Here is a 23,127-nt window from a genome sequence, read left to right on the forward strand (position 1 = left end):
CAGATGCGCAGCCCGGTAATCGACGCGAAGAACCTCAACCTCGTCTTTGAAACCAATGACGGGCCGGTGCAGGCTCTGAAAGATGTGACCCTCTCCATCGAGCGGGGAGATTTCGTGTCTTTCATCGGCCCCTCGGGCTGCGGCAAGACCACCTTCCTGCGCTGCATCGCGGCGCTGGAACAGCCGACCTCGGGCAGCCTCACCGTGAACGGCATCTCGCCCGACGAGGCGCGCAAGGCGCGCAGCTATGGCTATGTGTTTCAGGCGGCGGGGCTCTACCCTTGGCGCACGATTGCCGGAAATGTGCGCCTGCCGCTTGAAATCATGGGCTATACGCAGGCCGAGCAAGCGGAGAGAGTGCGCAAAGTGCTCTCGCTGGTGGATCTGGAGGGATTTGGCAAGAAGTTCCCGTGGCAGCTTTCGGGAGGGATGCAGCAGCGCGCCTCGATCGCCCGCGCGCTCGCCTTTGACGCCGATATCCTGCTCATGGACGAGCCCTTCGGCGCGCTCGACGAAATTGTGCGGGACCGGCTGAACGAAGAGCTGTTGCGGCTCTGGGCCGCGACCGGCAAGACCATCGGCTTTGTGACGCATTCGATCCCGGAGGCGGTCTATCTCTCGACGAAGATCGTGGTGATGTCGCCGCGCCCGGGCCGGATCACCGATGTGATCGAGAGCCCGCTCCCCAAAGAGCGCCCGCTCGAAATCCGCGACAGCGCGGAATTTCTCGCCATCGCGCACCGCGTGCGCGAGGGGCTGCGCGCGGGGCATGCCTATGATTGAGGGCGGCGCGAGCGTTCGGGCGGCGCAGAGGGGCTGTCTTCCCCCCTCCGTCCGAGGTTGCCACGGGCAACCCGTTCGGCGGGGCAAGCTTCCACTGGAAGCTTGCCTGCTCCCGCCTCACCCCCGAGGATATTTGAGCAAAATCGAAGGGCAGGCGTTGCGATGAAATCCATTCTTCCGATTCTGAGCGTGCTCGCGGCGATTGTCGTGCTTTGGTATGGCGGCGCGGTCTGGCTCAACAGCCAATGGACCTATGATCAGGCCGCGCGCGCGGGCGTTGAGGTCAGTTTTTCCGAGATGGTGGTCGATACGCTGCGCCAGGACCGCCCGGTGCTGCCGGCACCCCATCAGGTGGCCGTGGGGCTCTGGCAGGGGGTCGCGGGCCAAGCGATCACCTCGAAACGCAGCCTTGTGTTCCATGCCTGGGTGACTTTTTCCGCGACCATGGCGGGGTTCGGGCTTGGCACCTTTGCGGGCATCCTCCTCGCCATCGGCATCGTGCATAGCCGCGCCATGGACATGAGCGTGATGCCCTGGGCGATTGCGAGCCAGACGATCCCGATCCTTGCGATTGCGCCGATGGTGATCGTGGTGCTCGCCTCGCTCGGGATCAAGGGGATGGTGCCCAAAGCGATCATCGCCGCTTATCTGAGCTTTTTCCCCGTCCTTGTGGGCATGGTGAAGGGGCTGCGCGCGCCCGATGCGATGCAGCTTGATTTGCTGCGCACCTACAGTGCCTCGCAGGCGCAGGGGTTCTGGAAGCTGCGTCTTCCCGCCTCGATGCCTTACCTCTTTGCGTCGTTGAAAGTGGGCATCGCCGCCGCGCTGGTGGGCACGATTGTTGCCGAGCTGCCCGCGGGGGCGACGCAGGGCCTTGGCGCGCGGCTCCTTTCGGGCAGCTATTACGGGCAGACGATCCAGATCTGGTCGGCGCTCTTTGGTGCGGCAATCCTCGCCGCGCTCCTTGTGCTCGCGGTGGGCGTGATCGAGCGGATCACCCTCAAGGCAAAGGGGATGGCGCGATGAACGAAGCCCTCGTTGCCATCCTCTTCTGGGGCGTCGCCTGGGGCACGAATGGCGTGCTGGCAAACCGCTTTCCGAAATCGCGCCTCGTGCGGGCCATCGTCCCCGCGCTTTTCGGGGTGACCTTGCTCGTGCTGTGGCAGGGCCTTGTGCGCGGGCTCGAGGTGAGCCCGGTGATCCTGCCCGCGCCCAGCGATATTGCGACCGCGATCGGCGCCAATCTTCCGCTCCTGTGGGGCGATTTTGCACAAACGATCCTGAAAGGCGCGCTCGCCGGCTATCTGATCGGCTGCGGGGCCGCGGTGCTGGTCGCGATTGCCGTGGATCGCTCGCCGTTTTTGCAACGCGGCCTGCTGCCGGTGGGCAATTTCGTGGCCGCCCTCCCGATCGTTGGCATCGCGCCGATCCTCGTGATGTGGTTCGGCTTTGACTGGCAATCGAAAGCCGCGGTCGTCGTTGTGATGGTGTTCTTCCCGGTGCTCGTCAACATGGTGGCGGGGCTCGCCGCGACCGATGCGCTCAGCCGCGATTTGATGGCGACATGGTCGGCCTCTTACCCTCAGGCGCTTTTGAAGCTGCGCCTACCCGCCGCCCTGCCCTTTCTGTTCAACGGGCTCAAGATCGCCACCACGCTCGCGCTCATCGGTGCTATCGTGGCGGAGTTCTTCGGCTCGCCCACCCGCGGCATGGGGTTCCGCATCTCGACCGCGGTGGGGCAACTCGACCTGCCGCTTGTCTGGGCCGAGATCACCGTGGCGGCGCTTGCGGGGTCGGGCTTTTACGGGTTGATCGCCATGATCGAAAAGGCGGCGACCTTCTGGCACCCCTCGCAACGGGGCCATTGAGGGCAAACGAATTTTATCAACCGGGCGGCAAGTCCGGGATCAACAGGAGAGAGAGAATGAAAAAACTGATGCTGGGGGCGGCGGCGCTCGCGCTGATGGCGGGCGGCGTTTCCGCCGAAGAGGTCAAGCTGCAACTCAAATGGGTGACGCAGGCGCAATTTGCGGGCTATTACGTCGCCGCCGAGAAGGGCTATTTCACCGATGAGGGCCTTGATGTCACAATCCTGCCCGGCGGGCCGGACATTGCGCCCGAGCAGGTGATCGCAGGCGGCGGCGCCGATGTGATCGTGGACTGGATGCCCGCCGCGCTTGCCGCGCGCGAAAAGGGGCTGGGGCTTGTCAACATCGCCCAGCCCTTCAAGCATTCGGGCATGATGCTGACCTGCCTGAAGGAAACCGGCATCACCTCGCCCGACGATTTCAAGGGCAAGACGCTTGGCGTGTGGTTCTTTGGCAATGAATATCCGTTCCTGAGCTGGATGTCGAAGCTTGGCATCCCGACCGATGGCTCGGAAGGCGGCGTGACGGTGCTCAAACAGGGCTTCAACGTCGATCCACTGTTGCAAAAGCAGGCCGCCTGCATCTCGACGATGACCTATAACGAATACTGGCAGGTGATCGACGCGGGGATCAAACCCGAGGATCTCGTGACCTTCAAATATGAAGACGAGGGCGTCGCCACGCTTGAGGACGGGCTTTATGTGATGCAGGATCGCCTTGCCGATCCGGCCTTCAAGGAAACCATGGTCAAGTTTGTCCGCGCCGCAATGAAGGGCTGGAAATACGCCGAGGCGAACCCGGATGAAGCGGCGATGATCGTGCTCGACAATGACGAGACCGGGGCGCAGACCGAACTCCATCAAAAGCGGATGATGGGCGAAGTGGCGAAGTTGACCGCGGGCTCGAACGGCGCGCTTGATCCGGCCGATTACGAACGCACCGTGGCGACGCTGCTTGGCGGCGGGTCGGACCCGGTGATCACCAAGGAACCCGAGGGAGCCTATACGCTCGAAATCACCGACGCCGCGCTGCAATAAGCCCGGCCAAAGACCTGCGAGGGGCGCCTTCGGGCGCCCTTTTGCTTTGTGCCTCGCGCGCGCCTGCGCCAAATTCCGCCTTTATCCGCGCCCCCCCTTGGCTTATGGCAAAGCCAAAGGGAGACGGTCATGAGCATGAACACCTTCGGTCACATCTTCCGCGTCACCACCTGGGGCGAGAGCCACGGGCCGGCGCTGGGCGCCACGGTGGACGGCTGCCCGCCCGGCATCGAAATCTCGGAAGAGTTCATCCAGGTGTTTCTGGACCGCCGCCGCCCCGGCCAGTCAAAAATGACGACCCAGCGACAGGAGCCCGACCGGGTGCGCATCCTCTCGGGCGTGTTCGAGGGGCGCTCGACCGGCACGCCCATTCAGCTGATGATCGAAAACACCGATCAGCGCTCGAAAGATTACGGCGCAATCGCGCAGGCCTTTCGCCCCGGCCATGCCGATATCACTTATCATCTGAAATATGGCATTCGCGATTATCGCGGCGGCGGGCGCTCCTCGGCGCGCGAAACTGCGGCGCGGGTTGCGGCGGGCGGCGTGGCGCAGGCGGTGCTGAAAGCGCTGGTGCCGGGGCTCACGATCACCGGCTACATGGTGCAGATGGGCGACAAGCACCTGAACCGGGCCAATTTCGACGCGGACGAAATCCTCAACAACCCGTTCTTTCTGCCCGATGCCACTGCCGTTGCCGACTGGACCGACTACCTTGAGGGCCTCCGCAAGGCGCAAAACTCGGTCGGCGCCGCGGTTGAAGTGGTGGCGACGGGCTGCCCCGCGGGCCTTGGCGCGCCGATCTATGCGAAGATGGACAGCGACCTTGCCGCGGCGATGATGACGATCAATGCCGTCAAGGGCGTCGAGATCGGCGAGGGCATGGCGGCGGCGACGCTGATGGGCACCGAGAATGCCGACGAGATCGTGATGGGGCCCGAGGGGCCGGAGTTTCTCTCCAACCACGCGGGCGGCATTTTGGGCGGCATCACCACGGGCCAGCCGATCGTGGTGCGCTTTGCCGTCAAACCCACCTCCTCGATCCTCACGCCGCGCCGCTCGATCAATGCCGCGGGCGAGCCCGTCGATGTTGTGACCAAGGGCCGCCACGATCCCTGCGTCGGCATCCGCGCCGTGCCGGTGGCCGAGGCGATGATGGCCTGCGTGATCCTCGACCATCTGCTCTTGGACCGCGCCCAGACCGACGGGGTCCGCGGCGAGATCGGCTGAGCGCGGCTCAGCCGGGCCAGCCCTCGACGATGCAGAGATCCGCTACGGAAACCGGCGTGCGCAAGGCCAGCGCATGCTGGTATTCGGGACTGAGATAGCAGGCCCGCGCCGCCGCGACCGAGGGAAATTCGATCACCACGGTGCGCGGACGCAGATCCCCCTCGACCACCTCCATCGCGCCGCCCCGCACGAGGAACCTGCCGCCGTATTTCTCGAATGCCGCGGCATTGGCCGTGCGGTAGGCCTGATAGCCCTGCTCATCCTCGACCGTCACATGGCCGATCCAGTAGCCCTTCGGTATATCACTCATGCGCCCCTCCCCATTTCTCGCAGCGTGGCGGGGAAAAAGGGGATTCGGCAAGACTTATGAAGGGCCTGCAACGCGAGGTTCAGCCGCGCGATGCCTTCTCGGCGAGGCCCGAAGTGCCCTCGCGGCGCTCAAGCTCGGCCAGAACCTCCGCAAGCGTCACATCGCGCGCGGCGAGCATCACGAGCAGGTGGTAGAGAACATCGGCCGATTCATAGACCAGGTTCGCGCGGTCGTTCTTCGCTGCGGCCATGCAGGCTTCGATTGCTTCCTCGCCAAATTTCTGCGCGCATTTCTCCGGGCCCTTGGAGAGCAGCTTCGCGGTCCAGGAACTGTCGGGGTCGGCGCCCTTGCGCGCCTCGATCGTGGCGGCAAGGCGGGAAAGCGTGGTCATGAAAGCCTCATCGGGATGCCGGCGGCGGCCATATGCGCTTTGGCCTCGCCAATCGTGTAAGTGCCGAAATGGAAGATCGAGGCGGCGAGCACGGCGCTCGCATGCCCCTCGGTGACGCCTTCGACAAGGTGATCGAGCGTGCCCACGCCGCCCGAGGCGATCACCGGCACATCGACCGCATCGGCAATCGCACGGGTGAGGGCCAGGTTGAAGCCCGCCTTGGTGCCATCGCGGTCCATCGAGGTGAGCAGGATCTCCCCCGCGCCCTTTGCCACCACGGTGCGGGCAAATTCGACCGCATCAATGCCGGTGGGCTTGCGCCCGCCATGGGTAAAGATCTCCCAGCGGCCCGGTTCCACGGTTTTCGCATCGATCGCACAGACGATACATTGCGCGCCGAACCGGTCGGCGGCCTCGGCGATCACATCGGGGTTCGCGACGGCGGCGGAGTTGAAGCTGACCTTGTCGGCGCCTGCAAGCAGAAGCGCGCGCACATCCTCATGCGTGCGCACCCCCCCGCCCACGGTGAGCGGCATGAAGCATTGCTCTGCGGTGCGGGTGACGAGGTCGAACATCGTGCCGCGATTTTCATGCGTGGCATGGATGTCGAGGAAACAAAGCTCGTCGGCGCCCGCGGCATCATAGGCCTTGGCGGCCTCGACCGGGTCGCCCGCGTCGATCAGGTTGACGAAGTTCACGCCTTTCACCACACGGCCATCGGCCACGTCGAGGCAGGGAATGATGCGCGTCTTGAGCATGTCAGACTCCTTCTGCACGCTTACTAGCGAGCACCGGACCGGAAGCCAAGAAAAAGGCTTCGTGTTCAGGAGGCGTAACGGCTCTTCGGCATCCGTTCGGCCACAAAGGTCTCCTCGCTCGCCCGGCTCCAGCGGTCAAGCCAGACCTGAAGCTCGGGATGATCCGATCCGGTCAGCAGCACGCCCTCGGGCAGATCTTCGAACACTTCGTTGCCATCCTGAAAGGCGTTGTCCTTGCTGCGGAACATGAAGTGATAGGGCAGGAATTGCGACGGGTGGGAGAGGCCGGCCGCGCCGACGAGTTCGGCAAGCGCATGGAGCGTGTTCTTGTGAAACCGCGCGACCCGGGCGCTTTTGTCGTCGATGTCGAGCGCTTCCATGCGGCGGGGATCCTGTGTGGCGATTCCGGCGGGGCAGCGGTTCGTGTGGCACGATTGCGCCTGAATGCAGCCGATCGCGAACATGTAGCCGCGTGCCGAATTGCACCAATCGGCGCCCAGAGCCATGGCGCGGGCGATGTCATAGGCCGAGACGATCTTGCCCGCGGCGCCGATCCGGACCCGACTGCGGAGCCCCGCGCCGCGCAGGGTGTTGTGGACGAAATGCAGCCCTTCAAGCATCGGCATGCCGACCCGGTTGACGAATTCGAGCGGCGCGGCACCGGTGCCGCCCTCCTTGCCATCGACAACGATGAAATCGGGAGAGATGCCGGTGGCGAGCATCGCCTTCACAAGGCACATGAATTCGCGCCGGTGCCCGATGCAGAGCTTGAAACCCACCGGCTTGCCCCCCGAAAGCGCGCGCAGCTCTGCGATGAAGGCCATGAATTCGCGCGGCGTGGAAAAGGCTGAATGCGCCGCGGGAGAAATGCAATCGCGCCCCATCGGGATGCCGCGCGCCGCAGCGATTTCGGGCGAGATTTTTGACGCCGGCAACATCCCGCCGTGCCCCGGTTTGGCGCCCTGGCTGAGCTTGATCTCGATCATCTTGATCTGTGGGTCGCGGGCCTGAAGGGCGAATTTTTCCGCCGAAAAGGTGCCATCGTCGTTGCGGCAACCAAAATAGCCCGAGGCGACCTGATAGATCAGATCGCCGCCGCCCTCGCGGTGATAGCGACTGATCCCGCCTTCGCCGGTGTCATGGGCAAAGCCACCCGCCCTGGCACCGCGGTTGAGCGCGGAGATCGCATGGGCCGAGAGCGCGCCAAAGCTCATCGCCGAGATGTTGTAGACCGAGGCATCATAGGGTTGGGTGCAATCCGGGCCGCCGATGCGGACCCGAAAATCGGTGTCGCGGATGGTTTTCGGCACCATCGAATGGGTGAGCCAGTTGAACCCCGAAGCATAGACGGATTCGACCGTGCCGAAAGGGCGCTTGTCTTCCACCCCCTTGGCGCGCTGGTAGACGAGGCCGCGAATCTCGCGGCTGAAGGGCACCTCGTCGCGATCCGATTCAAAGAAATATTGCCGGAATTCGGGGCCGACGCTTTCGATCATGTAGCGCAGATGGCCGATGATCGGATAGTTGCGCAAGATCGCGTGGCGGGGCTGGCGCAGGTCATAGACCCCGATCACAACAAAGGCGGCCGCAAGCAAAAAGGCGCCAAGCCACCAGATCGAGAGGGTGAGCAAAAGCCCGATGGCACTGACAAGCGTGAGCAGCAGCGCCGCGGCAAAGGGGACAAATCGGACATTCAAGCGCATGAAGGTCATGGAAAAGCGGCTCCCGCTGGCACCCCGGAAAGGGCCATATCCCCCTTTGAAAGCATGAGCCCGCCCGCGACACAAGCACGCAGTCGCGCCAAGGGGGCGCCGCGCGCCCCCCCGGCCCGGCTCAGGGCAGCTTCGTCCAGTTCTGCTTGGCGCAGATCAGCCCGCCTGCAACACAGCCCGAAAGCTTCATCGCAGTGCCCGCAAGCGCGATCTTGCCCAGATAAATCTTGTCGTTGGAGGGCCGCCAGACCCGGCCCTGATATTTGCCCTCGCCCGCGGGCACCATGTCGATCACGATCTCCTTTCCGACATTGGGCGAGGCATATTCGCCCTCGGCGTTGAACGATTTTACGATCGTGCCGCAGAAGGCGGCGCCGCAGGGCGCGATCTTCACATGGGCATAGGCGCCGTCATCGGGCTGGGTCTGCCACATCCCCTCGATCGGGTCCGCCAGAGCCGCCCCCGCAACGAGGCTGAACGCAGCAGCGATAAGCATGAATTTCATTGGTTTCTCCTCCCTCAATCCTCGCGTGGCATTGCGCCACAGGCGCCGATTCCCGGCAAGCCTGACGTGACGTTGACCGAAGCCTTGTCGTGCGGCCCCGCGCGTGGCATGAGGCGGCAAACCAAAGGAGCCCTGCGATGATCCTCTACCCGGCAATCGACCTCAAGGATGGCAACTGCGTGCGGCTCCTGCATGGCGAGATGGACAAGGCCACCGTCTTCGGCTCCGACCCGGCGGCGCAGGCGGCGAAATTCGAGGCAGCGGGCTGCACATGGGTGCATCTCGTTGATCTCAACGGCGCTTTCGCGGGGGCGCCCGTCAATGGCGCCGCAGTCGAGGCGATCTTGGCGCGCATCACCGTGCCCGCCCAGCTCGGCGGCGGCATCCGCGACATGGCGACGATCGAGGGCTGGCTCTCGAAAGGGCTTGCGCGGGTGATCCTTGGCACCGTGGCCGTGGAAAATCCGGCCCTCGTGCGCGAGGCGGCGAAAGCCTTTCCGGGGCAGGTCGCGGTGGGGATCGACGCGCGCGGCGGGCGCGTGGCCACAAAAGGCTGGGCCGAGGAAACCGACGTGATGGTGACGGATCTCGCGAAAAGCTTCGAAGATGCGGGGGTGGCGGCGATCATCTACACCGATATCCTGCGCGACGGCGCGATGACCGGCCCCAATATCGAGGCGACCGAGGCGCTTGCCCGTGCGGTTTCGATCCCGGTGATCGCCTCGGGGGGCGTCTCCTCGCTGCCCGATCTCATCGCGCTACGCGATACCGGCGTGATTGCGGGCGCGATTTCGGGCCGCGCGATCTATGATGGCGCGCTCGATCTGACGGCGGCGCTTGCGGCCCTGCGCGGGTAAGGAGAGCGCTGCCCCCAAGATATTTAGGCAAAGTCGACGAGAAGAGGCCTGCTGCCTCGACGTTGCGCAAATATCCTCAAGGGGGACCAGTCGGCACAACCAAAGGGGGCAGACGCCCCAAGCCGCGCCGGTCACTTGCCCGAGCCGCCCCATTCTGGCAAGCTGGATGGAGTTTCTCTTGCACAACAGCGGGCCGCTCCCGCGCGGCCCCGGGATCGGGAGGCCGTTGATGCATTATGCAGGGCTGCGGATTGGCGAGGGAGACGATGCGGCCACGCGGCGCTGGAAAGCGCGCACGGTCGAGGATCTGTTGCGGCTACGTGGCGCCTTGCGGCAGGCCAACCGCCTCGGCATCGCATCGCGCGCGCCCGACCCGGCGCGGCGGCGGCTGCGGATCGCAACCTGGAACCTGCGCGAATTCGACAGCGAGCGCTACGGTTACCGCCTCCCCGAGGCGCTTTATTGCATCGCCGAGGTGATCTCCGCTTTCAACATCGTGGCCTTGCAGGAGGTGCGAGCCGATCTTCACGCGCTCAAACGGCTGATGCGGATCCTCGGGTCCGACTGGCAGGCGATCATGACCGATTCCGACACGGCGCAAAGCGCGCATGGCGAGCGGATGGTGTTTCTTTACGACACGAGCTGCGTGCGGTTCCAGGGTACGGCGGGGGAGATCAGCCTCTCCGATGCGGACCGGCTGTTTTTGCCTGACAGTTTCGATCTGACCTTTCCCGAAGGGATCAAGCTTGAGCTGCCGGAGGGGGCAGAGCTTACCCCACCCGCGAAAATCCCCACCGAAAAACGCGCGCCCGGGCGCTACGAGATCGACCCGGCCGCGGTTGTTGACCTGCCCGCGGGCACAAAGATCGTGCTCCCCGAGGGCGGGCAACTCGCCTTCAAGGGCGCACCGGCGGAGTTTTCCTTCGCGCTCCGCAACGAGCGCATTGCCGAGAAACGGCTCGATCTGCATCAAGGGCGTTTGCGCACTTTCTCCGCCCCGGTGCGACTGCGCTGGCCTGCGCGCCAGATGGAACTGGGCGCGCAGCAATTCGCGCGCACACCCTTTGTCGTCTACTTTCAGTCCGACTGGATGAAGCTCGCGCTCTGCACCGTACATATCTACTTTGGCGACAATGACGACGGCTCCCCCGCGATGGCGCGCCGCACCGCGGAGATTGCCGCACTCACCCGCGCGCTTGCCAAAAAGGCACAGTCCGAGGGCAATTCGGATGCAGAGAGCTATTTCATGGTGCTCGGAGATTTCAACATCAAGTCGCGCGCCCATGGCACGATGGCGGCGCTGGAAGACAACGGTTTTCTGGTGCCCGAACGGATCCGCGAGATCCCCGAGGGCACCAACGTCCAGCGGAACATGTTTTACGATCAGATGGCCTTCTGGACCGGCAAGCCGGGCGCGCCCGGATTCAGCCCGCATACGCGGATTTCGGTTTCCGATGCGGGCGTGTTCGATGTGTTCAAGCATGTGTTCCGCGAAGGGGTGGATGATCCCGGCGGCGAGGACGAGGCCTATTTTCGCTCCCGCATGCTCGATGTCGGCAAGGCCTACGCGAATTATCGCGACTGGCGCACGCATCAGATCTCGGATCATTTGCCGATGTGGGTCGAGATCGAGACCGATTTCGCCGATGCTTATCTGCAATCGCTGCGCGGGGGGGCGTGAGCTTCAGCCGATGTCTTCGGTACGCCGCGCCGCGACCAGTACCGCAAGCGGCAAGAGCGTGGTGAGGCCGATCGTCACGAGCGCCATCGCCATGCCGAGCCCGACCGAGCCCTGATCGAACTGGCGCCAGATATAGGTGGCAATGGTCTGGTGCCCCACGGGCAGGATCAGAAGCGAGGCGACAAGCTCGCGCGCGGCCACGACAAACACCAAAAGCATCGCCACCATCAGATGCGGGAAGATGAGCGGCAGGAGGATCCGGCGCGCCATGGCGAGTTCTGAAGCGCCCGCAACCCGCGCAGCGGCATCGAGCGAGGGGGCGATCTGGGCGAGCGCCGCCGTGGTGTAGCGCACCGGTTGCGGCAGAAGGAGCAGCACATAGGCCAGAACGAGGATCGAAAGCGTGTTGTAGGGGGTGACGGGCCACCAGGGCTGGTTCCACAAAAGGATCATGCCCAGCGCCACCACCACACCCGGCGCGGCATTGGGAAGCGCGGCAAGGAGATCGACCGCGACCCGGCCGCGGGCGCGCGTGCGCACCACCACGAAGGCAGAAAAAGCGCCAAGCGCCCCGGTTGCGAGCGCGGCCACGAGACCCAGCGAAAGGCTCGTGACCAGCGCCTCCCGCGCACTCGACCCCGCGGCGAAGACGGCCGCAAAATTCTGCAAGCCGAGGTTGCCCGGCGCGAGCCCGCCCGAGACGGTTTTTGCGAGCGCGGTGGCGAGCACGGCGAGCAGCGGTACCCCTGTTGAGACGAAGGCGACGCAGGCGAAAAGAAGAAGCGCCGGAACCGTGGCCTGGCCAAGCGGGCGGCGCGTGGCAGAAAGCGGGCGGGCGCCCGTGGTCTCAAACCCGCCTTTCGCGACGAAGCGGCGCTGCGCGAGATAGGCCACTGTTGCAAGCCCCACGAGCACGAGCGCGAGCGTCGCGGCGCCGGGCAGATCGACAGGCCAGTCGCCGATCGCCTCGTCAATCCCGGTTACGAGCACGCGAAAGCCGATCCGCGTCCCCAGCACCGCGGGCGTGCCGTATTCCTCGATCGCCATGGCGAAAACAAGGATCAGGCTGGCCGCGAGACCCGGAAGCGCGAGCGGCAGCGTCACGCGCCAAAAGGCGCGCAAGGGCCCCGCACCGAAGACCCGGCTGACATCGGCAAAGCGCCCGCCAATAGTGGCAAAACTCCGCGACAGGGCAAAATAGACCACGGGAAAACAATGCAGTCCCAGAATGATCACGATGCCGGGGACCGAGAACAGCAGCCCGGCAATATTCTGGCCGGTGAGCTGTTCCAGATAGCCGCGCGGCTGGCCCGTCATCACCCAGCCGAGCGTGGCGATATAGGGCGGGATCATGAAGGGCACAAGAAAGACAAGATCCCAAAGCGCCGCGCCGGGCAGCCGGTAAAGCGCGCGGATCGCCGCGAGCGGCACGGCGAGCGCAGCCGAAACGGCAACCGTGCCGACCCCCATGATCAGCGTATTAAGCGTGGCGCGCGGCAACTGCCCGGAGCCCAGCACGTCTGCCATGGCGGAAAATGGCCCGGCAAACGAGCCCGCGCCGATTTTGGGGAAGATCGCCTGCGCGAGGATGAAGAGGAAGGGGGCGGCGACAATCACGCTCAGAAGGGCCAGCGCAAGCGCCGTCAAAACCCCCTGTGCCGTGCCCCCTTGCCCCCGCATCAGTTGCCGAAGCTCTTGGCGAAAGCCTTGAGCGTTTCGGCGCGCGCGCCATAGGCTGCGGCCTGATCGAAAGCGAGCAGTTTCAGCTCGTCGATCCGCGGCCGCTTCGCCGCCACATCGGTGCGCGCGGGCATGAGGTAGGTGGCGGCCACCATTTCCTGCCCCTCCTCGGAGAGCATGTAGTCGATGAACTGCTTCGCCTCTTCGGGCTGTTTCGCGCTTTGCAGGATCATTGCCGGGCGCGCTGCAATCACAGTGCCCGAGGCCGGGAAGATCACCTCGACCGATTCCCCTTTCGCAGCCGCTGCCATCGAGATGTAATCGACCGCGCCGAACACCGCCGCTTTCGCGCCCTGCATCACCGGGTTGAGCGCATCGGCGTTGGCGCCCGCGATGATCGCGCCATTGGCGGACAGATCATCAAAGATCTTCGCGCCGAGCGCACCGTCGAGCGCGGCAACAAGCTCGAACATCGAGCCCGATTTCGCGGGGTCGGGCAGCGTGACCATATCCTTGTAAGCGGGCGCGGCGAGATCTTCCCAGTCGGTGGGTTTCGGTAGGCCCGATGCCGGGTTCCAGGCGATGGCAAGCGCCGAGATGCCTTGCGCGACTGCGGTGTCGGTCTTCAGGAAATCGGGCACATGCGCGGCATTGGGCGAAGTATAGGGCAGAAGTTTGCCCTCCTCGGCCATCGTCGTCGCCGTATCCCAGCTCGCCGAAATCACCACATCGGCAACCGGATTGGCCGCCTCGGCTTCAAGCCGTGCCATCACTTTGCCGGTGGTGGCCTGGAACACATCGACCTTGATCCCGGTCTTCGCGGTGAAACCGACCGAGAGGTTCTCGATCAGCTTCGCAGGACCAGCGGTGTAAACGGTGATATCGGCGCTGGCCGCATTGGCCGAGAGCCCGGCGGCAAGCGCCACAGTGGCAACAAACAGTTTTTTCATGGAGAGAGCCTCTCTGATGGGGAAGACGGATGCGGAAAGGATCGATGCGGCGCGGGGGGAAACCAGCGCAGCTGCGGCTCGGAGATCCGCAGCCCCAGCATCTCGCCCGGCACCGGGCGACGCGGCAGCAGGAGCTGGATCTCGTGTCCGCCCTCGAGCGCGAGGGTCGCCAGATGCCCGTCACCACGGAACAGCGTGCGGATCACCCGCGCACCGATCGCTGCCGGGCCCGGCGCGACCGGGCAGATCGCGGTTGCGGGCAAAAGCACGGTGGCGGCCTCGCCGGGCGCCACGGCGGCGGGAGCAAGGCGCGCGCCGCGCTCCAGATGCCAGCCACCGGGGCCGCGCCGTGCGGGCAAAAGCGCGCCCAGCCGCAAAAATCGCGCGATCGAGGCCGAGGCAGGATCGGCGACCAATGTCTCGGGGGCCGCGATCTGGGCGATCCGGCCAGCCTCCATCACCGCCACCGTATCCGCGAGCGAAAACGCCTCGGCATGATCGTGGGTGACGTAGAGCGCGGTAAGCCCGAGTTCGGCAACCAGCCCCGCAATCTCCTCCACCATGCTCTCGCGCAACTCGCGGTCGAGGTTGGACAGCGGCTCGTCGAACAGCACAAGCGCCGGTTCGGCCACGATCGCGCGCGCAATCGCAACGCGCTGCTGCTGGCCGCCCGACAGTTCAGCCGGGCGGCGGTCGGCAAAGGCGCCCAGCCCGACCCGCTCGAGTGCGCGCGCCACCCGAAGGGAACGCTCCGCCGCGGACAGGCGGCGCATCTCAAGCGGAAAGCCGACATTGCCCGCAACGCTCATATGCGGCCAGAGCGCGTAATCCTGAAACACCATGCCAAGCCCGCGCGCCTCGGGCGGCAACGCCCTGCCCGCTTGCGCGACGAGCTGGCCGCCCAGCCGGATCGTGCCGCGATCCGGCGCGAGAAGCCCGGCCACGAGGCGCAAAAGCGTGGTCTTGCCCGAGCCGGAAGGACCAAGAAGCGCCATCACCCGCCCGGGGGGGAGCTGCAGATCGACATCTTGCAAGATCGCCGTACCGCCCAGATGCAGGCCGATCCCCGCCATTTCGAAGGCGGCGGGCTGCACCTCGGGCGGGGGCAGCCCGGGAATGTCTTGCGCACGAAGGTTCATCGCCGCGGACCCTAATGGCGTTGCATGACGCTTGCGTGACATTGCGTCGCCATGACGCTGCACCCCGGGAAATCGCGGCGTGACTACAGAGGGTTAGATCCGCAGGCCCGGACGGAGAGGGCCGGGGGCCAGCCGGGACGGTTCGACCTGCGCCTCAGCCGCCGAAGAGCGTTTTGACCCGCTGGCGGGTGCTGCTCATGAGCGTCCGCGCCTCACGCGCGGGGCCCGCGGGGCCGAGGGCTTCGCCCTCCCCCTTGCGGACAAAATATTCGATAAGGATCTGCGCCGCCTCCTCGCTCAGCGAAGTGGCGTCGTGATCCTCGGCTTCGATCACGTCATCAAACAGGCTGCGGCCGCCGTTGAACCGTTTTTCGACCTTGCTATTGGCAGCTTGGTACCGGTCCAGGATCTCCCGCCGTGCCGCGTGGCTCAGGATATACTGTCGCTTCGGCAGATCCAGCGTGCGGCCAAACTCCAGAAAGGCGGCAACTTTTTCCGCCGCGGTCGTGACATCATCCCCGGCGCTGATCCAGAACTTTTTCAATTGCCGCGCCGGTTCGACCAGCGCCGTGGCGGGAGAGACATTCCGGCTCCCCGTCTCGCCTTGAAAAAGGCTGCGCTCGACAGACAGCCAATCCGCAATTTCAGCGACGACGTCGATATTTTCTCCGTTCGCGGGCACTGGCCGGACGCGAATGTTCTCTTCGGGAACAGCCCGCGTCCAGTTTCCGAGAAGGAAGTCGTAGTCGAGCGTCCTTTTCTCGGCGCGTCTCTCGACCAGTTTCTCGATCGGGGCAGTCCAGGCCGTCTTGCCTTTGACATGCTGCTTGAAATCGGATTCGATCCAGAGATCCTGTCGTTTCAGCACGCAAAGAACCTTCAGCAGAAATCCCTTGCTGTGTGCTTTTTTTGAAATCATTTCAAGAACATCTGCGGAGCGCGCGAGAGCCACCAGACTTTCTCCGCTGAGGATGACATGGCTCTCGGGTGTCAAAAAATATTCCACCGCCGCATTGAATTGCGCATATTTCCGGCTCTCGGCAAAATAGTTCAGAATCGTACCGTTTCCCTGCCCCACCGTCTCGTCACCGGGGAGCTTGCCGTAGAAATAGCCGCGTTCGGACAGGGCCGGCGCATTTTCCTCCAGATTCGCCTGAATAGTCGTCGATGCGCATTTCGGCATTCCGATATGAAGGAATAAATACTTCTGCATGGCTCCCCTTCCCTCGCCTCGCACCTGTATTCAATCATCTCAAACATGTATTCGCGTCGGGGCCGGTTTCCGTGTCGCTTCACAGAGGCGAAGCCGCTTGAAATTCTGACGGAAAGCCCGACACCGCCAAATTATGCGCGCCGCGGGCAAAAAGCCCTGTCGTCAGTCATGCCCAATTTTATACTGTCCCTTGGTGTCCGGCGCAATCGCCCTTTGCGGGAACATGAGGCGCAACATGCGCGTCAAGGTTGAACTCCCCCGGAACCTGCTCGCGGCCCCAAGGGCTGAAAAGGCGCGCGGCCCGGGGCGAGCCGGAATATTCTCCGTCGGCAACAACGCAAAGGGCGTGCCCGGTCTGGACACGCCCTTATTTGGTTTGCGCTTTCACCCGCTCAATGCGCGGCGGCACCCTGCCCTTCGGGCCGCGCCACGGCCGCGGCGGCGGCGGCGGCAGCCGCGGCTTCCTCGGCGGCCTCATCCCATTCGACGGGCTCAGGCATGCGCACCAGTGCGCGTTTGAGCACCTCGCGGACATGGGTCACCGGGATGATCTCCATCCCCTCTTTCACATTGTCGGGGATGTCAGCGAGATCCTTCTCGTTCTCCTCGGGAATGAGCACGGTCTTGATCCCGCCCCGCAGCGCCGCGAGCAGTTTCTCCTTCAACCCGCCAATCGGCATGGCATTGCCGCGCAAGCTCACCTCGCCCGTCATCGCGATATCCTTGCGCACCGGAATGCCGGTGAGCACCGAGACGATCGAAGTGACCATGGCAAGGCCTGCACTCGGGCCATCCTTCGGCGTGGCGCCATCGGGCACGTGAACGTGGATGTCCACCTTTTCGAATTTCGGCGGTTTCACCCCGATTTCGGGCGCGATCGAGCGCACATAGGACGATGCCGCCTCGATCGATTCCTTCATCACATCGCCGAGCTTGCCGGTGGTCTTCATCCGGCCCTTGCCGGGCAGCTTGAGCGCCTCGATGTGCAACAGATCCCCGCCGACCGAGGTCCAGGCGAGGCCCGTGACCACGCCCACCTGATCTTCGGCCTCCGCAAGCCCGTAGCGGTGCCGTTTCACGCCGAGATACTCGCCCACCTTGGCCGCATCGACGGTGATCGACTTCACCGTGCCTTTCGCCTTGATGATCTCCGTCACCGCCTTGCGGGCGAGCTTGGCGATCTCGCGCTCAAGGTTCCGCACCCCGGCCTCGCGGGTGTAGTAGCGGATGATGTCATTGAGCCCGTCATCGGTGAGCGTGAACTCGCCCTTTTTCAGCCCATGCGCCTTGATCTGCTTGGGGATCAGGTGCTGCTTCGCGATCTCGCGTTTTTCGTCCTCGGTGTAGCCGGCGAGGCTGATGATCTCCATCCGGTCCAGCAGCGGGCCCGGCATGTTGTAGCTGTTCGCCGTGGTGAGGAACATCACGTTCGAGAGGTCGTATTCGACCTCCAGATAGTGATCAACGAAGGTCGCATTCTGTTCCGGGTCGAGCACCTCAAGCATCGCCGAGGCCGGGTCGCCGCGGAAATCCTGCCCCATCTTGTCGATTTCATCGAGCAAGATCAGCGGGTTCGTGGTTTTGGCTTTTTTCAGCGCCTGAATGATCTTGCCGGGCATCGAGCCGATATAGGTGCGCCGGTGGCCGCGGATCTCGCTTTCATCGCGCACGCCGCCAAGCGAGATGCGGATGAATTCGCGCCCCGTCGCCCGCGCGACCGAGCGGCCAAGCGAGGTCTTGCCGACACCGGGCGGGCCGACGAGGCAGAGGATCGGGCCCTTGAGCTTGTCCGAGCGCGCCTGCACCGCGAGATATTCGACGATCCGCTCCTTGACCTTTTCGAGGCCGTAATGATCGGTATCGAGCACCTTCTCGGCGGCGATCAGATCCTTTTTCACCCGGCTCTTGACGCCCCAGGGCAGGCTCAGCATCCAGTCAAGGTAGTTGCGCACCACCGTGGCTTCGGCCGACATCGGGCTCATCGAGCGCAGCTTCTTCAGCTCCGCCTCGGCCTTTTCCTTCGCTTCTTTGGAGAGCTTCGTGGCGGCGATTTTCTCTTCCAGCTCGTTGATCTCGTTCTGGCCGTCCTCGCCGTCGCCCAGCTCGCGCTGAATCGCCTTCATCTGCTCGTTGAGGTAATATTCGCGCTGCGTCTTCTCCATCTGGGATTTGACGCGGCTCTTGATCTTTTTCTCGACCTGCAGGACAGAGACCTCGCCCTGCATCAGCCCGTAGACCTTTTCCAGCCGGGCGGAGATGTCGAGCGTTTCCAGCAGTTCCTGTTTCTGGCGCACATCGAGGCCGAGATGCCCCGAGACAAGATCGGCGAGCTTGTCAGCCTGGGTGGTCTCTGCCACCGCCGTCATCGCCTCTTCGGGGATGTTCTTCTTGATCTTGGCGTAGCGCTCGAATTCTTCCGCGACCGAGCGCAGAAGCGCGCGGATCGTCGCCACATCGCCCTCGGTTTCTGCGAGCGGCTCGGCTTCGGCCTCGAAGAACGCCTCATTGGCGATGAATTCGGTGATCTTCACCCGCGTCTTTCCCTCGACGAGCACTTTCACCGTGCCATCGGGCAGTTTGAGCAGTTGCAGCACATTGGCGAGAACGCCGGTGCGGAAAATGCCCTCGGTCGTCGGTTCATCGACAGACGGATCGAGCTGGCTCGCCAGCAGGATCTGCCGGTCGTCCGCCATCACCTCTTCGAGCGCACGCACGGATTTCTCGCGGCCGACGAACAGCGGCACGATCATATGCGGAAACACGACGATGTCGCGCAGCGGCAGGACCGGATGGGATTTCAGAAGGGTGTCGGTCATTCTCTGTCCTCTATGGCGAAAGGAACGGACCCCACCTTGGCAGCCTGCTCTTTCCCTTTGCCCTATCTAGGAGGGGGAAAGGCGCAGTTCAACTGGAGTGACCCGGCCGGCTCGCCAGAGCTTCATCGGAGCGTTACATTCCAGCCCAAAGTGCGGCACAAATGCGCATCTCGCAAGCCCGGCTTCGTTCCAATGCTGTCGATCTCCAGGCAGGGTCGAGCGGTTGATCCGGCGCCTCGCGCACTGCAGATGAGACTGAAACGCGCAAGAGGTCAAAAGTGCAGCCTCCGCCGCAAAGGAGTGCAGCGGCGCGCGGAGAAAATACCACCTATAGATGCAATGGGCCCCATCAGCACAATCAAAACGATTGACATGCTCCTGATGCATGTCAAGGATTGATTAAGAAATATGGCGTTATTCTCGCAGGATCGGATCGCGTCTGCGAATCAATGCTCCCCAGCTTCTGGAGCCGGAGCGTATCGCGAGCCCGGCCCGGCCTGTCAGAAGCCATGGCGCCGCCTCTCCCGCGCTTGCCACGGCTGGACCTGCATCGGCGGTCGCCGCCGGATCCCGAGACTTTCCCTGGCGGATCGCCCGGGCTGCAAGAACTGGAACCAGAAAGATGCCTCCGAGCCTGACCCCGCCCCTGACCCCGCCCCTCGGCCTGTCGAGCGCCGCGGCGCAATCTGTCCGGCAACGGGGGTTTGCCTCCCAGGCCGGGGAGCAGAGTCTTCAGCGCGACGCGGACAATGCCTGGCCGGGCGGATGGTGGATCCTGCCCGCGCTCCCTCTGGGCGCGGCGTTCTGGATCGGTTTGTTGGTGCTTTTGTTCTGAACCGGCGTCTCGAGCACGCGGTCACCGGCCGAAGCCGCCACTAGCCGGAGCAGCCGCTAGAGCGGAAGGCTCAATTCAGCCGCAAGCCCCCCCAGCCGGTCACTCTCCCCCAGTTGCAGGCTGCCGCCATGGCCGCGTGCGATATCGGCGGCGATCGCGAGACCAAGCCCCACCCCCTGCCCGCGATCCTGATTGCGCGCCGGATCAAGCCGGGTAAAGGGACGCAGTGCCTCCTCGCGCCGCTCGGGCGGAATGCCCGGCCCGTCATCCTCCACCACGATTCGCAGGCTGCGCGCGCGCACTGTCAGGCTCACCTCGGCGCGGGTGCCGTAGCGCACCGCATTGCCAAGCAGATTTTCAAGCGAGCGGCGCAGCGCATCTGGGCGCACCGTCACCCGGATCGGCCTCTCCGGCGCCTCGTTCAGACGCACGTCATGGCCCGCACGTCCAGCGTCCCCGACCACCTGCGCGACCAGCGGCACGATGTCGATCCGCTCCGCCTCATCGGAAATCGCCTCCTCGCGGGTGTAGCTCAGAAACGCGTCGATCAGCTTGCCCATATCGGTGACATCGCGCGCCATCGCCGTGATCTCGTCGCGAGTCTCCTCCTCCTCGGGCAACATCGAGAGCCCGAGCCGGAGCCTTGTGAGCGGCGTGCGCAGATCGTGGCTGATCCCCGAGAGCATCAGCCGCCGCTGCTCGATCTGCCGCTCGATCCGGTCGCGCATTTCGATGAAGGCGCGCCCGGCCGCGCGCACCTCCAGCGCGCCGGTGGGGCGGTAGGGCAACGATTGCCCCTTGCCGAAAGCCTCTGCGGCGCGCGCCAGCCGCTGGATCGGGCGCAGCTGGTTGCGCAGGAAGAGATAGGCGATCACCGTCATCAAGGCGGAGACCGCCACCATCAGCACAAGGAGCTGATGCGGATTGGAGGCAGAAACCCAGCCACGCGGAAAGCGGATATAGAGCCACCCGTTCTTTGTTTCGGTCCAAAGCTGCACCCGGCCCCCATCGGTGAGGTCGATCGCGCGCAGCCCCGGCAGCCCCGCCCGCAATGTCGTGGTCACCGTCCTGCCGGTGAAATCGGTAAAATCGCGCGCATCCCCCGAAGGCACCGGCCCCGGCGCGGGTAGTTCGAGCATCATGTCGAGCGCCTGCTCGAGCTCGCCCATCTGTGCCTGCGCCGCGATCAGCCCGGGTGCGGCATCGGCGCGCTCGATCACCAGCACGATCTCGCGCAGCATCGAATTGGTCATCTGCTGGGTGACCCGTTCGAAATGACGCTGGATGAAGACAACCGAAACCACGAGCTGGATCGTGATGACCGGCAGCACGAGGATCAGCGCGGCGCGACCATAAAGCCCGCGCGGCAGGAAATGTTTCAGCCAGCCGAATTTCATGGCAGAACCCTAGCGGGCGCAGAAGACGAGGGGAAGAGAGATGGCACTGGAGCCGCTGGCCGAAGGGATCCGTCGCATCGTGGCGCCCAATCCGTCACCGCTGACCTTCCGCGGCACCAACACCTACGTGCTCGGCACCGGTCGGGTCGCGGTGCTCGATCCCGGCCCGGATGACCCGGCGCATCTTGCGGCCCTGATGGAAGGGCTTGCGCCGGGCGAAAGCGTGGCGGCGGTGCTTGTCACTCATGCCCATCTCGACCATTCCGCCGCAGCCGGCGCGCTGGCTCTCGGAACCGGGGCCCCCGTCTTCGCCTTCGGCCCGGCCGATGCCGGCCGCTCGGAACTGATGCAGCAGCTCGCCGCGCAGGGGCTCGCGGAGGGGGGCGAAGGGGTGGATGCGGCCTTCCGCCCCGATCAGACGCTTGGCCACGGCGCGCGGCTCTCGATCGGCGACTGGGCGGTGACCGCGCTCTTCACGCCCGGTCATTTCTGCAACCATCTGAGTTTCCGGATGAATGATGCGATCTTCACCGGCGATCTGGTGATGGGCTGGGCGAGCACGCTCATCTCCCCCCCCGACGGCGACCTCGGCGATTACTACGAATCGCTCGATGTGCTGGCGGCGGAGGGGGCGGAGGTGTTCTATCCCGGCCATGGCGATCCCGTCACGGCGCCAGCCGCACGGCTTTCGGAGCTGCGCGCGCATCGGGATCTGCGCACCCGACAAGTGCTCGCGGCGCTCGCTGAGGGGCCTGCCGATGCCGCGCAGTTGACCGCGCGGATCTACACCGACACACCCGCTGCGCTGCGAGCGGCGGCCGAGCGCAACGTTTTCGCGCATCTGGTGGAACTGGCGCGCGCAGGCCGCGTGAACGCAGCCCCGGCGCTTGCCCCGAGGGCGCAGTTCCGGCGCATGACAGAGATGTAAACGGGGCGCAAAAAAGTTCGCCCCCCCCTCTTGCGCCCCCCCGCCCCCCCCGCTATACACCGCCCCGTGTTCCGGCGTAGCTCAGCGGTAGAGCAGTTGACTGTTAATCAATTGGTCGTAGGTTCGATCCCTACCGCCGGAGCCAAAAATCCCTGAAAATACAGAGATTTACGAGCAAGCCCCCGCAAGGGGGCTGCTCTCGTTTTGCGCGGGGGTAACATCTGGGGTAACGGATTGCGCGTTTTAGAGCGTTCGGTTTCGTTAGGCATAGTGCCCCAACATTGACAAATGTATCATACCATGATACGCATTCCAGCATGATCCAGAGCACCAAGGGAAAGCTGGCCACAGATGCCGCGAATGGCCACTACGGCAAGGGCTTCCCAAGCGATCTGGTGAAGCGAACGCGCGCCATGCTTTCCGCACTGCATGCGGCATCCGTGCTTGACGATTTGCGGTTTCCGCCGGGAAACAACCTTGAAGAACTCAAGGGCGACCGGGCGGGACAACACTCGGTGCGAATCAACAAGCAATGGCGCATTTGCTTTGTGTGGACCGAGACCGGCCCGGCAGACGTTGAGATTGTGGACTACCACTGAAAGGGGAACAGAAATGATCACACTTGCGAACCCGTCGCATCCCGGCGAAGTGCTGGACGAACTGTTCCTGTCTGCGCTCGATCTGAGCGCGGGCGCGCTTGCCAAAAAACTCGGCGTCCCTCGCACGCGGATCGAACGGCTTGTGAAAGGCGAAACAGCGTTGACCGCCGACACCGCGCTTCGCCTATCCAAGTTCTTCGGCAACACCGCCGAGTTCTGGATGAACCTGCAGCGCGCCTATGATCTTGATCGCGCGCGCAAGACGGTCGATGTGTCTTTCATTCAGCCGATGCGGGCGGCTTGAGAACATCGCCATAAGTGTGCATCGGCGCTCAATCGTTAACAGGTTGCTGAAATAGTCAGGCGACGAGAAGGATCTTCCGTGATCGGGAGTTTCTGCGGCTGCGTGTCCCTCCGGGCCGCCACGCTTCCGCGTCA

21 protein-coding genes and 1 tRNA gene are annotated in these 23,127 nt (G+C 64.3%); 11 read left to right on the top strand and 11 right to left on the bottom strand.

The window, feature by feature from the left end; translation table 11 throughout:
* The first annotated feature begins 3 nt into the window (after positions 1-3).
* From CRO22_RS05850 to aroC, 5 genes are all read left to right on the top strand, one after another.
* Entirely contained in the window at positions 4-783 is a 780-nt protein-coding gene (locus tag CRO22_RS05850) for an ABC transporter ATP-binding protein (protein WP_097069182.1), read from the top strand.
* 162 nt (positions 784-945) lie between these two features.
* On the top strand, positions 946-1,809 hold the full coding sequence (locus CRO22_RS05855; RefSeq protein WP_097069183.1) for an ABC transporter permease: 864 nt from the start codon (positions 946-948) through the stop codon (positions 1,807-1,809).
* The gene (locus tag CRO22_RS05860; protein WP_097069184.1) at positions 1,806-2,651 is read left to right on the top strand and encodes an ABC transporter permease; all 846 of its coding nucleotides are present in this window, start codon (positions 1,806-1,808) and stop codon (positions 2,649-2,651) included. The genes CRO22_RS05855 and CRO22_RS05860 overlap by 4 nt, the downstream gene beginning before the upstream one ends.
* Before the next feature lie 56 nt (positions 2,652-2,707).
* Entirely contained in the window at positions 2,708-3,688 is a 981-nt protein-coding gene (locus tag CRO22_RS05865) for an ABC transporter substrate-binding protein (protein WP_097069185.1), read from the top strand.
* Between the two features lie 129 nt (positions 3,689-3,817).
* A complete protein-coding gene (gene aroC / locus CRO22_RS05870) occupies positions 3,818-4,918 on the top strand; it encodes a chorismate synthase (RefSeq protein WP_097069186.1) in 1,101 nt (366 codons plus the stop codon).
* A gap of 7 nt (positions 4,919-4,925) precedes the next feature.
* Here the strand turns inward: aroC and CRO22_RS05875 are convergent, their stop codons facing one another.
* The 5 genes from CRO22_RS05875 to CRO22_RS05895 form a co-directional block, all read right to left on the bottom strand.
* Positions 4,926-5,228, bottom strand: coding sequence for a DUF1330 domain-containing protein (locus CRO22_RS05875; RefSeq protein ID WP_394341482.1), 303 nt, complete (start codon positions 5,226-5,228; stop codon positions 4,926-4,928).
* A 79-nt stretch (positions 5,229-5,307) separates the two neighbouring features.
* Positions 5,308-5,619, bottom strand: coding sequence for a phosphoribosyl-ATP diphosphatase (locus CRO22_RS05880; RefSeq protein ID WP_097069187.1), 312 nt, complete (start codon positions 5,617-5,619; stop codon positions 5,308-5,310).
* Positions 5,616-6,377 (bottom strand): imidazole glycerol phosphate synthase subunit HisF, encoded by a 762-nt coding sequence (gene hisF / locus CRO22_RS05885; protein ID WP_097069188.1) that lies wholly within the window; start codon positions 6,375-6,377, stop codon positions 5,616-5,618. The genes CRO22_RS05880 and hisF overlap by 4 nt, the downstream gene beginning before the upstream one ends.
* A gap of 65 nt (positions 6,378-6,442) precedes the next feature.
* Positions 6,443-8,089, bottom strand: coding sequence for an FMN-binding glutamate synthase family protein (locus CRO22_RS05890; RefSeq protein WP_176518554.1), 1,647 nt, complete (start codon positions 8,087-8,089; stop codon positions 6,443-6,445).
* Positions 8,090-8,210: 121 nt separating this feature from the next.
* Positions 8,211-8,594 (bottom strand): DUF2147 domain-containing protein, encoded by a 384-nt coding sequence (locus CRO22_RS05895; protein WP_097069189.1) that lies wholly within the window; start codon positions 8,592-8,594, stop codon positions 8,211-8,213.
* A 137-nt stretch (positions 8,595-8,731) separates the two neighbouring features.
* On the opposite strand from CRO22_RS05895, the gene hisA reads away from it, so the two are divergent.
* Both hisA and CRO22_RS05905 read left to right on the top strand, forming a co-directional pair.
* Positions 8,732-9,451, top strand: a complete 720-nt coding sequence (hisA, locus tag CRO22_RS05900) for a 1-(5-phosphoribosyl)-5-[(5-phosphoribosylamino)methylideneamino]imidazole-4-carboxamide isomerase (protein ID WP_097069190.1) — start codon at positions 8,732-8,734, stop codon at positions 9,449-9,451.
* Between the two features lie 229 nt (positions 9,452-9,680).
* Positions 9,681-11,132, top strand: coding sequence for an endonuclease (locus CRO22_RS05905; RefSeq protein ID WP_141399416.1), 1,452 nt, complete (start codon positions 9,681-9,683; stop codon positions 11,130-11,132).
* Positions 11,133-11,135: 3 nt separating this feature from the next.
* Here the strand turns inward: CRO22_RS05905 and CRO22_RS05910 are convergent, their stop codons facing one another.
* The 6 genes from CRO22_RS05910 to CRO22_RS05940 form a co-directional block, all read right to left on the bottom strand.
* Entirely contained in the window at positions 11,136-12,812 is a 1,677-nt protein-coding gene (locus CRO22_RS05910; RefSeq protein WP_097069192.1) for an ABC transporter permease, read from the bottom strand.
* Positions 12,812-13,762 carry an ABC transporter substrate-binding protein gene (locus CRO22_RS05915; protein ID WP_097069193.1) on the bottom strand — a complete coding sequence of 317 codons (951 nt, stop codon included), beginning with the start codon at positions 13,760-13,762 and terminating at the stop codon, positions 12,812-12,814. The genes CRO22_RS05910 and CRO22_RS05915 overlap by 1 nt, the downstream gene beginning before the upstream one ends.
* Positions 13,759-14,901, bottom strand: a complete 1,143-nt coding sequence (locus CRO22_RS05920; protein WP_217991875.1) for an ABC transporter ATP-binding protein — start codon at positions 14,899-14,901, stop codon at positions 13,759-13,761. Before CRO22_RS05920 ends, CRO22_RS05915 begins: the two co-directional genes overlap by 4 nt.
* Before the next feature lie 154 nt (positions 14,902-15,055).
* A complete protein-coding gene (locus tag CRO22_RS05925) occupies positions 15,056-16,114 on the bottom strand; it encodes a hypothetical protein (protein ID WP_141399417.1) in 1,059 nt (352 codons plus the stop codon).
* Between the two features lie 392 nt (positions 16,115-16,506).
* Positions 16,507-18,930: an endopeptidase La gene (gene lon, locus CRO22_RS05930; protein WP_097069195.1), complete on the bottom strand. Its 2,424-nt coding sequence runs from the start codon at positions 18,928-18,930 to the stop codon at positions 16,507-16,509.
* 891 nt (positions 18,931-19,821) lie between these two features.
* The gene (locus tag CRO22_RS05940; RefSeq protein WP_097069197.1) at positions 19,822-21,162 is read right to left on the bottom strand and encodes an ATP-binding protein; all 1,341 of its coding nucleotides are present in this window, start codon (positions 21,160-21,162) and stop codon (positions 19,822-19,824) included.
* Between the two features lie 40 nt (positions 21,163-21,202).
* On the opposite strand from CRO22_RS05940, the gene CRO22_RS05945 reads away from it, so the two are divergent.
* The 4 genes from CRO22_RS05945 (at position 21,203) to CRO22_RS05960 (ending at position 22,993) form a co-directional block, all read left to right on the top strand.
* The gene (locus CRO22_RS05945) at positions 21,203-22,090 is read left to right on the top strand and encodes an MBL fold metallo-hydrolase (protein ID WP_176518555.1); all 888 of its coding nucleotides are present in this window, start codon (positions 21,203-21,205) and stop codon (positions 22,088-22,090) included.
* A 70-nt stretch (positions 22,091-22,160) separates the two neighbouring features.
* Positions 22,161-22,235: transfer RNA gene (locus tag CRO22_RS05950), tRNA-Asn, on the top strand.
* A 172-nt stretch (positions 22,236-22,407) separates the two neighbouring features.
* Positions 22,408-22,689 carry a type II toxin-antitoxin system RelE/ParE family toxin gene (locus tag CRO22_RS05955; protein ID WP_097069198.1) on the top strand — a complete coding sequence of 94 codons (282 nt, stop codon included), beginning with the start codon at positions 22,408-22,410 and terminating at the stop codon, positions 22,687-22,689.
* A gap of 13 nt (positions 22,690-22,702) precedes the next feature.
* Entirely contained in the window at positions 22,703-22,993 is a 291-nt protein-coding gene (locus CRO22_RS05960; RefSeq protein ID WP_097069199.1) for a HigA family addiction module antitoxin, read from the top strand.
* Positions 22,994-23,127: the final 134 nt, after the last annotated feature.

The organism is Rhodobacter maris (assembly GCF_900217815.1).
Lineage (GTDB): Bacteria > Pseudomonadota > Alphaproteobacteria > Rhodobacterales > Rhodobacteraceae > Rhodobacter > Rhodobacter maris.